The 12,153-nt window shown below is 58.4% G+C and carries 10 protein-coding genes and 1 pseudogene; 8 read left to right on the forward strand and 3 right to left on the reverse strand.

The genetic code is table 11. From position 1 onward, the window contains the following. Positions 1-877: 877 nt before the first annotated feature. Positions 878-1,243: pseudogene (locus BGIM_RS68180) on the forward strand (arsenosugar biosynthesis-associated peroxidase-like protein); the annotation flags it as partial. A gap of 199 nt (positions 1,244-1,442) precedes the next feature. Here the strand turns inward: BGIM_RS68180 and BGIM_RS62525 are convergent. Beyond that, positions 1,443-1,592: a hypothetical protein gene (locus tag BGIM_RS62525; protein ID WP_020468872.1), complete on the reverse strand. Its 150-nt coding sequence runs from the start codon at positions 1,590-1,592 to the stop codon at positions 1,443-1,445. A gap of 145 nt (positions 1,593-1,737) precedes the next feature. Then, positions 1,738-2,826, reverse strand: coding sequence for a DUF1559 family PulG-like putative transporter (locus tag BGIM_RS48905; protein WP_020468873.1), 1,089 nt, complete (start codon positions 2,824-2,826; stop codon positions 1,738-1,740). A gap of 676 nt (positions 2,827-3,502) precedes the next feature. On the opposite strand from BGIM_RS48905, the gene BGIM_RS0105915 reads away from it, so the two are divergent. The 7 genes from BGIM_RS0105915 (at position 3,503) to BGIM_RS0105945 (ending at position 11,447) form a co-directional block, all read left to right on the forward strand. Further along, positions 3,503-4,216 (forward strand): cyclase family protein, encoded by a 714-nt coding sequence (locus tag BGIM_RS0105915; RefSeq protein WP_202947221.1) that lies wholly within the window; start codon positions 3,503-3,505, stop codon positions 4,214-4,216. Then, the gene (locus BGIM_RS0105920; protein ID WP_020468876.1) at positions 4,213-5,358 is read left to right on the forward strand and encodes an ABC transporter substrate-binding protein; all 1,146 of its coding nucleotides are present in this window, start codon (positions 4,213-4,215) and stop codon (positions 5,356-5,358) included. Before BGIM_RS0105915 ends, BGIM_RS0105920 begins: the two co-directional genes overlap by 4 nt. A gap of 338 nt (positions 5,359-5,696) precedes the next feature. Further along, positions 5,697-7,277: a DUF1553 domain-containing protein gene (locus BGIM_RS0105925; RefSeq protein ID WP_020468877.1), complete on the forward strand. Its 1,581-nt coding sequence runs from the start codon at positions 5,697-5,699 to the stop codon at positions 7,275-7,277. 26 nt (positions 7,278-7,303) lie between these two features. Next, positions 7,304-8,623 carry a DUF1501 domain-containing protein gene (locus tag BGIM_RS0105930; RefSeq protein ID WP_020468878.1) on the forward strand — a complete coding sequence of 440 codons (1,320 nt, stop codon included), beginning with the start codon at positions 7,304-7,306 and terminating at the stop codon, positions 8,621-8,623. Next, positions 8,620-9,690, forward strand: coding sequence for a hypothetical protein (locus BGIM_RS0105935; protein WP_020468879.1), 1,071 nt, complete (start codon positions 8,620-8,622; stop codon positions 9,688-9,690). Before BGIM_RS0105930 ends, BGIM_RS0105935 begins: the two co-directional genes overlap by 4 nt. Positions 9,691-9,717: 27 nt before the next feature. Continuing rightward, positions 9,718-10,584, forward strand: coding sequence for a DUF1559 domain-containing protein (locus BGIM_RS0105940; RefSeq protein ID WP_020468880.1), 867 nt, complete (start codon positions 9,718-9,720; stop codon positions 10,582-10,584). Between the two features lie 74 nt (positions 10,585-10,658). Further along, complete coding sequence (locus BGIM_RS0105945; RefSeq protein WP_020468881.1) at positions 10,659-11,447, forward strand: phytanoyl-CoA dioxygenase family protein; 789 nt, start codon at positions 10,659-10,661, stop codon at positions 11,445-11,447. 302 nt (positions 11,448-11,749) lie between these two features. Here BGIM_RS0105945 and BGIM_RS60185 read toward each other — a convergent pair. Continuing rightward, positions 11,750-12,153 (reverse strand): transposase (locus BGIM_RS60185; RefSeq protein ID WP_238537531.1); only part of this gene is annotated, 404 nt, incomplete at its 5' end.

The raw sequence follows: 12,153 nt of genomic DNA on the forward strand, positions 1-12,153 counted from the left end.
CTAATTCTCGAATACCCTTAAATATTTGCTGGAAGCAGTGGCGGCGGATTTTGTGATGACGAAATCGTGAAGATTTAACCGTCCGTATTTTTGCACACCTTTCGATTTTTAAAAGGACAGAACGATGAAACTGCGGAACAGTGTCGAAGCCGCCGCCAGTCTTAAGGCGTTGCAAGAATGTGGCTTGCTCAACGGACACGAAATTGAAGTCGTCAACCGATTGGGCAAACCAGATTCTCCGGTCGATCAAGCTATCACACTGGCGGAGACGGTGCATCTGCATATCAAGGTGGACGACACGCACCAGCTTCCGATCAATGAATTCTTCAAAGCGGGCGCGAGCCTGGACCACCAGAAAGACGGGTTTGTCAAATACCGTTTTCCCGGCGCCGTCAATGCCATCTTTTCGCACATCAAAGTTTCGCAAGATGAGTTGATCGAGACGCCGGAAAATCGCCGCCCTCGTCCGTTCCTTGACCATATCGGGGTGGACATGCGTGACGAAACGGCCGCGGTGCGTCAAACTTTCGACTCGCTGCCGGGAGTCGCGGCGACGCACAACTGGGCGCATGCCTCGCAGGGCGGAGCGGGGCGCCCTGTCTATTGCTGCCACGTCGAAGTGGCCGAGAAACACTGGCTTTATCCGCCGGATCAGGGCGAACACAAGGGCATCCCCTTGGAGTTCGCTTACGGCCCGCTGAAGGTGAATCCGGGCAAAGTGGGTTGCGATTTGCGGCCGGCCAATCCCGACAAAATTGACCCGGCTTCGATTTCCTGTTGCGGAACCGCCCCCGCCTCATCTTCAGTCGAATCCACGGCCTCCTGTTGCGGGACCGCCGACGAATCCGCCGCCCAACCCGCATCAACGGGCGCGGGATACTATCAACCGCAGGATTTGGGACGATTCGCCGAAATTGGCCGCACGAACCCCAAATTGGCGGAGGGATTCTTCGGTTATTACGGCCAGGTCATGGCGGATGGAAATCTGACCAGGCGTGAAAAAAGCCTGATCGCCCTCGCGGTGGCGCATGCCTTGAAATGCCCCTATTGCATCGACTCCTACACCTCAACGCTCCACAAGATGAATGTGAGCGAGGCCGAGATGTTCGAGGCCGTGCATGTTGCCAGTGCGATGGCGGCGGGGATCACATTGGTTCACGGTGTGCAGATGATGAACAAGATCGACCAGATCGGCGCGAGTCATCAAAATGGGGTGGCTCTCGGCGTCAAGTCGGGAAACTGATACCAAGCGATGGCCAGATTCAGAGCCGGAAAGGAACCCGGCTCTTGGAACTGTCGGCAGTCAAATTGACTTTTACCACAGTTCGGTGGATGCCCCGGCTATCCGGCTCCGCCAGCACTTCTGTCACAACTCATATCCCGCAAATAGGGTGAATGGCAAAATTCACAAACCATAACAGCGTTGCGCAGAGAAAATACGACTAATCGTTCTTGCCCTTCACCGGAGCGCCTTTGAATGGAGCCAGCTTGGCGCCGGGAGCCGGCTTGGGACCATCGCCCGGTTGGGGAGCGGTGGGTGTCGAACTGCCACAACCGATGCCGATGATCGACATCATGACCAAAAGAACCATTGATTTCTTCATTAAGCCAACCTGCATGGTGATGATGACAATGAAGCCGCAAACTCATGCTCATGCTCATGCTCATGCTCATGCTCATGCGCAGAGTTGCGGCATATAAGCAAAGATGCGCAATGCGACCGGCTTATTATCGAATTTACCAATCCGAGCCCAAGACCAAGCCATCGTTTGGAATAAGCGCGAGATTGTAGGTATATTGGCTCATGCTCGCCGACAGACCTCGCACACTGCCATCGCCCATTCCCACCATTACCACCGGATGAGAGCTCGCCGCGTTCAAACCAATCATATTGGTGTATGAGCCTTGGGGGTTTGACTCGGCCGCCGCTTTGGCCGCCGCGCACTGGCCCGGAGTCACATTCGCGTGAAATTGAGCGTTGGGTGGAGTCCGATTAAGGCTGGGATAAGTGGCGTTGGTGTAATAAGCGATATTCGGCCAGTGATAAAAATTCCAAGAAAGATAGTTGAAAGCCCATCCGTAAGGATATGCCGAGCAGGTTTCGAGGGTTTCCGCCCAGTAAATCGTGTTCGACAAGCCGTCGGTGACGCCAGCGATACTTGCGGGGCCGCCGAGGAACGAGGTGCCGCCAGAATAGGTTGTTGTCGGCAGGCCTTGGGCGCTCGCAGTCGGAGCAACTCCGGGTGTGCTGCTGGGCGTGACAGTGCATTGTCCCGCAAATACGAGGTTATTGTATTGGTAGTTGTTCCATCCAAACACTGGGTCTGTGTACCCTGGAATATTATTGACCGTACCCGCCGTGTTAACGAATTTCCAATTTGATGGAAGCGTATTGGAAGCCCAGTCAGACGGGCAGATATACGATCGGATCGTTGGGTAACTGCCATAAGGAGCACCGGCCGTGGTGGTTGCCATAAATGTCGTCATTTTGCCGAAAGCATTCGACTGCTCGATGTACGGCAAAATGAATACTTGGGGACTGAAAGGCCCGTTGGGACCGAATTTGGCAGTGGGGTCCGCGGGATCTGGAGGACTGCCCGGAGGATAAGTGCCAAATGCGGACGGCATGATACCATTGTTGGTGTCCGCGCAACCAATCGTCGCCAGGGTGATTTGTTTTAGGTTGTTCGAGCATGCCATGCGGTTGGCGGCCGACCTGATCTTCTGGACCGCCGGGAGAAGCAGGCCGATGAGGATCGCAATGATGGCAATCACCACCAACAATTCGATGAGCGTGAATGCTCTTCGAGCGTTTCGACGGAACATGAATGACACTCCTAGGGGGAAATTGAATCAGGCGGGTTCCGGGCGGCGCGCACAATGATGCCCTGAAATCTCAGGGCTTTGTGGAGTTGTCGGGCTGACAACCAACTCGTTTCATGAGGCTCGAACTTCGGCAATCCGTGCTTGCCAAGCGTTTTCGTCATTCGCACGCCCCAAATTGGATTCAGGCAAGAAATTTGGGACCACGGGTCTACTGATACAATGACAATAGGGCAGTTGACAATACGTTGACGCCCCGACTTTCTAGAAATTCATTTTTTTCCGTACTTGTTCGGCGCGAGCATGAATGGCGTCAAAATTGCCATGTTTTCCGACAACAATGCTTGAGAACTAAATAATTATTCCACGACGAGCGTCCTAATCCGGCCTGTCCGGTTGCGGTGCAACCCGGTGCGGATCGACGAACCTGGACTCCCCCAAAGAAGCAAAAAGGGGTGAATTTGGCTCCCCCCGGACTTCGCGGAAAGACCGTGCTTTCATTGGCTCCTTGGTTACAATGCCCCAAAATTGGATCAGCCCGCCGACACCGTGAGAGGCGTCATTGATGTTCGATGAACCGTTTGAAATCATTGACCTTGGCACGTATTTGGACCAAGCCGCTTACCCGCCGTTTGGCTACCAAGTGAAGCACGTCAACCACAAACAGGGGGCCAAGGCGATGATTAACCGTCAGCGCCGCCTTGGCCACTTCGAGAACCACACGCGTCTCACCAACGAAGATGACTTCCCCGACTCAATTGGTTTTGCGTGGAGTTACGTCCAGCTCACCGACCACACCGGCAATCACATCGACGCCCCCTACCACTTCGGCCCCGTCTGCGAAGGCAAGCCGGCCAAGACCATCGACCAAGTGCCGCTGTCGTGGTGCGCCGGGCCGGGCGTTCGTCTCGACTTCCGTCAGTGCATGGGCCGCGACATTACCCTCGATGAAATCCGCCGCGAACTCGACCGTATTGAAATTGAAATGAAACCGGGCATGATCCCGCTGCTGTGGACCGGAGCCGACGCTAACATCGACGACGAAACAAAATATTGGCCGTGTCAGGCCGGCCTGTCGCTCGAGGGGCAGAGCTACTTTCTCGACTGCGGAGTGCGGCTCATCGCCATTGACGCTTACGCGATGGACGTCTCGTACAACACAATGCAAGAGGAGTTCCAGAAAGACACGCCGATGTTCTACCCGGCGCACTTCTCGGGGCGCGAACGCGAGCATCTCCATCTGGAAAAGCTAACGAACCTGGGTTCGCTGCCTCGGCCGCACGGCTTCTATTTCACGGCGTATCCGATGAAAATCCGCGGCGGCAGCGCCGGTTGGGTCCGGCCCGTGGCGATGGTTCCGCGCAGTCATTTTCCGAACGGACAGACATCATGATGAAGACCTCGCTTGATCGCCCGCTCACCCGCCGGGGTTTACTCGGGGCGGCCGGTGTCGGCTTGGCCGCGGCCTTGGGTTGCTCGTCTCGCAATTCTGACGTGGGTGGAAACGGCGGCGAATTCAAGGGCCAAAAACTGCGAGTGTTCGTCTACACCGGGGCTGCGGAAAAGAATTTTCGAGAGTCGTTTTTGCCTCGCTTCGAGGCGAAGACTGGCGCCACCGTCGTCGTTGATCCGGGCTGGTGGGACTCGATCCCCAAGTTGAAGGCATCACCGCCGGGGCAGCCGGCGTTCGATCTGGTGCTCACTGACGCGACGCAAGGCTATCCCGCAATCAAAGAAGGATTGTTTCAAAAACTCGACCTGTCTCGCATCCCGAATGTGTCGAACCTCAGTCCGTCAGTTCTCGACAATTGGGTGCATCAGGACGGCTACGGCATCACGTTTCCCGATTCCTTGATGACGCTGGCTTGCAACAAGAATCTGATCGATTTCGAGCCGAAAAGCTGGGGCGACTTGCTCAAGGACGGCGTGAAGGGCAAACTCGGGCTGTACAACTCGTTTTACATGTCGCTTTACACCTTCGCCTGCATGAAGGTGTCGCAAGAGGGCAGGCCCGGCGCCGCCCATGCGGAGGTGAGCAACAACCTCAAGGGGGTCTTCGACTTTGCCAAAGCTCACCGGGACCGGGTCAAATTCTGGTGGCCAACCTCGACCGACATGGTGCTGAATCTGTCGCAAAAGAACTGCGCCATCGGCAACATGCACTCTCGTGAAATCTTGCAGGCGCTGCCGCACAGAAAGGAACTCGGGGCGATGGTGCCGGCCGAGGATCGCGCGTGCGTGCAGTACATGTGGGTCATTCCCGAAGGCACCAAAGTGAAAGCGCTTGCCGAAGAAGCGATTAACGTCCTGTTGAGCGAAGAAGTGCAGACCGATTACGCCAGACACGGCTCGATGACATCCGTTCTCTCGGCCGCCAAAAAAGTCGCAGAGGAAGACTCGCTCTGGAAGCAGATTTTCCCCTCGACCGAAGAGCAACTCAAGGCGATCCAATATTACCCCTACGAAGCATACTTCAAGGATTGGGACAACATCGTGGCAACCTGGGATCAAGAAGTTTTGCGGAAGGGAAGATGATCTGCTTCGTCGACCCAACGATATCTTGAGAACTGGGCAGATTTTATTGAATAGTGTTTGACTCGGACCAGTCCAGTAACAAGAATCTAACCTTGCCCTGATCCAGTTGTCACGCTCATGCCTGCGGGCAGATTCGAAAATGAACTGCACAATGGGTGTCATACCCAAAGCGTGAAAAAGCGTTGGCTGAGTTTGACGGCGAGAAGGAATCCGAACACGCCGCCGTCGGCACACCACCCCCGCCGGAAGTTGAATCGCCCGGTTAGGGGGGTCAGCCAGCCACAAGATCAAACTTGCCCCGAAAAAGTGATGGCGTTGCTTAATCGCGGAGGTTTTGTGTGATTCGCTTCCTGTTCACACTGGTCGCGGCTTCAGTTGCTTTGTTCTCAGCGAATGCCGCACCGCCCGATCCAACCATTCTGGCTGCGAAGATCGATGCCCGTATTGATGAGCAATTGAAGGCCAACGGCGTAAAACCGGCCGCCCCCGCGAGCGACGCGGAGTTTCACCGCCGCGCCGCGATTGATATTCTGGGCCGTATTCCCACCGTTGCTGAAGCCCGCGCATTCCTCGACGACCAATCTCCCGGCAAACATGCGAAGTTGATTGACCGTCTGATCGCCAGCCCAGCCGCGATCAATCACGCCGCAACGCTGTGGCGATATGCACTCGTGCCACAGGCGCAGCGTGTGCAGTTCATTGACGTGACCCTCGAAGCGTGGCTTCGGGCCGAACTCCGCGCTGGTCGCACGGCCGACCGGCTTATGTACAACCTCCTGACCGCGCCGCTGGATTACAACAACCGCGAGCCCGATGGCAAACTGCGCCCGGCGCCCGGAGTGTCGCCGGTCAGCTTCTACCAGGCGAACGACCTCAAGCCTGAAGCTGTCGCTTCTAGCGCGACCCGTGTGCTGCTCGGCATCAAGATCGAGTGCGCTCAGTGCCACAACCACCCGTTCGACAAATGGACGAAGCAGCAGTTCTGGGAGACGGCGGCGTTCTTCGCCCCGGTGCCTCCGCAGTTGCCGGATGAGAAAATCCGCCCGATCGCCGAACTGTCCCTTCGCAAGACAGTGTCGATGCCGGTGAAAGACAAAGAGACCGAGGTGACGCCGAAGTTCATGAGCGGCAACGTCCCCGACTGGAAGGGCGTGACGGACACGCGGTCGCTGTTCGCGGCATGGGCCACGGCGAAAACCAACCCATATTTCGCGCGGACGACCGCCAATCGCATTTGGGCTCAGTTCTTCGGCATCGGCATCGTCGATCCGGTGGACGACTTTAACACGGCGAATGTTCCGAGCCATCCCGAGTTGCTTGATGAACTCGCCGAGGCGCTTGTTGCGTCGGACTTCGACACCAACATCTTGGTGAAGGCGATTGGCCGTACTGCCGCGTACCAGCGAGCCAGCAAGGGAACCGAGAAGGCTCAGAACGATCCCCGGTTGTTTGCCCGGATGAGTGTGAAGGGGCTGTCGCCGGAACAACTCTTCGACAGCCTCGCCCAAGCCACCGGCTACCGGGAACCCATTCCGGCAGCGGCGAGGGCGGCGTTCGGCGTGAACCCCGACACGCCTCGCGGAGCTTACCTCGCCAAGTTCGCCGGCGGCGCCCAGCGAGCCGACGCGCAGACATCAATGCTCCAGGCACTCACCCTCATGAACGGCGCGTGGATGTCACGAGAAACCAGCCCGGAGACCGGCGAAACGCTGATCGCGGTTGCGAACGCCCCGTTCCTTGATGACGCGGCGAAGATCGAGACGCTGTTTCTCGCGGCCTACGCACGCAAGCCAACGACAGGTGAGCGGGAGAAATTCCTGTCGTACCTCCTGCGTGAGGGTGACGCCGGGCGCAAGGCCCAACTCGCGGACATCTTCTGGTCGCTCTTGAACAGTCAAGAGTTTCTGCTGAACCACTGAGACGAACATTCCGAAAGGAGATCGCCATGACCCCACGGCAAGATCGGATCACGCGGCGGCGGATGATGCAAATCGCGGCGGCGGGGGTGACATTTGGCTCGCAGTGCCCGTGGTTCGATGCGTTGGCGACTGCCGCCGACGACCCGAAGCGGAAGCGGTCAATGATCATGCTGTGGATGGGGGGCGGGGCGTCGCACATCGACACGTTCGACCCGAAGCCCGGTGAAAAAACCGGCGGGCCGTTCAAGTTCATTAACTCGACCGTTCCCGGCATCCGCGTTTGCGAACATCTGCCGCAGGTTGCCAGACAGATGAAACACCTTGCGGTCGTGCGGTCGATGACGACGACAGAAGGCGACCACCGGCGGGCGAGCGTCCTCATCCGTACCGGTCGGCTGCCGGAAGAACTGGTTCAGTACCCCACCTTCGGATCGCTCGTCTCGAAGGAACTGGGCGACCCGAAATCTGAACTTCCGAACTTCATCAGCATCGGGGGCAGGAACACTGAAGACAGCCGAGGCAGCAACATCCCCGGGTTCCTCGGACCGGATTACGCGCCGCTTCTCGTCGGAGACGGCGGGTCAAAGCGCCGCGGGGGAAGCAAGGATCTGACTGTTCCCGACATCAAGCCGCAGGTCGAGAGCGAGCGGGTCGTTGATCGCATACAGATGATGGACGACCTGAACGCCGAGTTCGCCGCAGGCCGCGAAGGGGAAGCGAGAGCAAGCGCCGAATCGGCCTACGCCCGCGCGTTGCGTCTCAGCACAGGCTCCGCAAGCGCCGCCTTTAACCTCGACCGCGAACCCGAAAAGCTGCGGGACGCCTACGGCCGGAATGCGTTCGGCCAAGGGTGTCTGATGGCCCGCCGACTTGTCGAACGCGGTGTCCCCTTCGTTGAGGTTTCCTTTGGCGGGCAAGGGTGGGACTCGCACTTCCGGAACTTCCCGTGGGTCCAGGAGAACTGCGCGGTCTTGGACCCGGCGTGGGCCACTCTGATGGAAGATCTCGCGGTCAGGGGGCTGCTTGAGACGACCACTGTGTTCTGGATGGGCGAGTTCGGCCGCAGCCCGTTTATCAACGGTCTGCAAGGGGGAGGCCGCGAACACTATCCGAATGCGTGGAGCCTCGTCCTCGGCGGCGGCGGCATCAAAGGGGGCCAAGCCTACGGGAAGACCGACAGGCTCGGTGGAACCGTCGAGGACAAGCCCGTCTCGGCTCCCGACTTGCTTGCGACGCTTTGCAAGGCGATCGGCGTCGATTACGTGAAAGAAAACATCTCGAACGTCAACCGGCCGATCAGCATTGTCGAAAAGACCGCGAAGCCCGTGACGGAGGTGCTCGCGTGACGACCGCCTTGCTGATGCTGGCCATGCTCGTCTGCGTGGATCGCCCGGTTGACGCGTATGACGTTCTGCTCTCAGTCGGAGACAAGCCCTCCCTTCGGCTGCGGTTGAAGATCGAACTCGACGGCCAGTCCTTGGCGAAACTAAACTTGGACGCGAAGCGTGCGAGCGAGACGCTGAAAGGCAAGCCGGGTGCGTTGGCGCTTGACCGGCTCATGTCGGAAGGATCGCTGCTCCGCGCCGAGGCTCTGCCTGCGGAACTTCCTCACCCCGTCGCTTTGTCGAATGCGATCTTCAAGACGCTTGACGCAAACAACGACGGCAAGCTCTCCCCGGACGAACTCGCCAATGCCGACAAGGCGCTTCTCGGCAAGTTCGATCTGGACGATGACGAGTCCATTACGCCGCTCGAACTCGTTCCCGATTTGCAATCGGTCGCTCTCCCGAAACGCCAGTCGGTTGCGGAAGTTCGCGTTGTTGTTGTGCCGGTGGAAGGCAGGGCCGACCTCGAACAAATCGTTAAACTCGGTCGCGGGACGACGTACTGGCGAGGCAAGGTCGGTGACATCCCGCTTGAGATCCACATTCGGCCCTCACTGCCTTCGGAGAAACCCGAGATGCCCAGGGCGTTGCTTGCGGCAGACCGGGCGGAAGTGAAGGCCGCGTTCGAGAAAACGGCATCGGGCGTCGTTTCTCTTATCGCAATTCCCGGCCCGGCAAGTTTGTTTGACCTCATCGACACCGACCGCGACGGTCAGCTTGGCATCGCGGAACTTCTCGCCTCGAAGTCTCTGCTGGCAAATTGGAAGCCGAGTGACACTGGAGTGTCGCTCGTGATCGTCCGCGGGGTGGCAAAGAGTCCTGCGATTCCGCTCTTTCGGACGTTCTCGCGAAAGAGCGGCCCGGAATGGTTCCGCGCGATGGACAAGAACGGCGATGGTGATGTTTCGCCTCGCGAGTTTCTCGGCGATCCCGAACAATTCCGCAAGATCGACACCGACGGCAACGGCCTCATCAGCTCGGAAGAGGCTGAAAAGGTCACGCCGTCGGTGAAGGAAAAGAAGCCCTGACCCGATTCTCGAACATTGAGGTTCAACATGATGTGCCGAAGCATTCTCATTGCCGTCGTCGGGTTGTTCGCGGCGAGCTTCTTGGTCACCGCGTTGGCAAAGGCCCGTGTGGAGGCCGCGTCGTCGCGGTCGAAGGACAACCTGCGCACGATCTACCAAGGGATGGACGGCCACGTCAGCGCGTATGGTTTCTTTCCCGGCAACGGCGCCCCGCCGCCGGAAGCCGTGACGACGCCCGATTGTCGCACGAAATATCCCGACAGCGAGTGGTATCGCTGGGGCTACGGCGATCCGAAACGCGCGGGCCGTCACCAGACGGGTAGCTGTCTCTACGCGATCCTGCCCTACATTGGGGAGGAGAAAGCGTTTCGCACGCAGGATCACTCGCGGGCCGTGCCAGTGTACTACATCGGCACGCGCCGTCCGGCGGTGCCGCAGACGACGCCGAAGGAACTCGACATCTATCCGAAATGGGCGCAACAGGACGCGGGCCTCGGACCGACAGGCCGCAGCGACTACGCGGCCAACACGCAGGTCATCCGCAGCGGTTTCAACCAGATGAAGCCGGACGAGATCAGCGACGGCCTGGGTGAAACATTCATTGTCGCCGAGAAGGCGATGGACACACGATCAGTGAAGGTTGGCTACTGGCAGTGGGATCAGCCGATCATCCTCGGCATCACGTTCGGCACCGGCCGCGTCGGGAACAAGTTGATCCAGGATTCCGACAAGGTCGATCACGATGCTCGCGATCACTGGGGTTCACCGGACCCGGAGGGCGTTTGGTTCCTCTTCGCGGACGGCCACACCCGCAAACTGCCCTACCGCACGCCGCCAAAGGTGATCTCCGCGATGCTCACGCCGACGGCCGGTGACACGGTGGATCTGGATTAAGAGCCTGGCTCATTAGCCCGATGGCGGACTTTCCACCTTGAAACAATCTCTGTCTGAATGAAGGAAAAGAACACATGCTCCCGGCAGCCCAAGCTTCCCCCGTTGTCTTGACGCAGGAACAGGTTGACAACTGGAACAGGGACGGCTTTTTGATTGTGCCCGTTTTTTTCCCTCTTTCAACGATTGAACGGGCCAACGCCGAGGCGGACGAAATCCTTGTCCGCCATCGCGATCTGATTCATCCGCTCAACATGCGGACCCGTTTTCTAATGAACGTCTTCACGCAGGAAAAGGATCTCGAATGCTTTGACCCGGTGATCGATCTGTCCCTGATTTTCCATGAACTGTCCGTCGATAAAAAACTTCTTGCCTTGGTTGGCGACCTCTATGGCGAGCCCGCTTGTTTCTTCAAGGACAAACTGATCTACAAACCGCCCGGATTGAAGGGCCACGAATTGCATCAAGACATTTGGCACAGCATTCCCGACAGTTTTTTGTCGGTGTTGATTCCGCTGGACAAGTCGGATCGTGAAAGTGGCTGCACCGAAGTCTTCCCGGGCCACACCCAAGGGCAATTGTCGCCTCCGGGGCAGTTTCTCTACCCCATTCCTCCCGGTCTGGTCGATGAAACCAAAGGAGTGTTTCTGGAATTGAAGCCGGGGGACATTGCGATTCTTCACGGCTTCACTCCTCATCGGGCTGCTCCCAACCTCTCCAATCGCTGGCGAAAGGTGTTCTTTCCCAGTTACAACAAGTTCTCCGAGGGAGGCCACCAACGGCCCCGATACTATGTGAATTTCCATGCCCGAAGACGCGAGCATTTTTTCAAAACTTCCGGCGGGACGGATCACTATTTCGTTTGACATGATGGAACGACCAATGATCGCCGCCCTAACGGACGAACATCATGACGCTTGATTCGTTCGATTCCCCGGTTACCCGCCGGGGCTTCCTCGGAGCCGCCGGGGCCGGGTTGGCCACCGCCTTGGGCTGTCGCTCTGAATTCAAGAGCCAGACATTGCGGATGTTCATCTACACCGGCCCCAGGGAAAAATCGTTCCGTGAAGTATTCGCGCCGCTGTTCGAGGCGCGGACCGGCGCGACTGTCATCTTCGACCCGGGCTGTTGGGATTCGATCCCCAAACTAAATGGTGCATCCGCCAAGTTATCGCACAGATGGCGGGGTGGCGACGCCGGCCGGCCGACGGGGCCGGTGACGCCGTCGTCGGCCCCAGTGAAATGGATGTCGGTGCGAGTTCCAGTAAGCCGTCGCCCGGTTCACCGCCTCAACGATCTCCTCCCATGTCCCGAATCGTCGGCCCTTGAGCGCCAGGGACCGCAGGATCTTCCACCACGGCTCGATCAGGTTCAAGTACGCCGCCGCGACCGGCTGGAAGACAAACTCCCATCGCGGGCATGCCACGTTGAACAACAGCACGTCGCGGGATCCGTGGGCGGCCAGGTTGTCGAGGACGGCGTAGACGCGGGTGATGCCAGCCGGGAGCCATCGCTCGACCCGCTCCAGAAAATCGATCCAGTTCTCGCCGGTGCGACGTGAGTACGAGTGAG

This window comes from Zavarzinella formosa DSM 19928, from assembly GCF_000255705.1.
Taxonomy (GTDB): Bacteria; Planctomycetota; Planctomycetia; order Gemmatales; family Gemmataceae; genus Zavarzinella; species Zavarzinella formosa.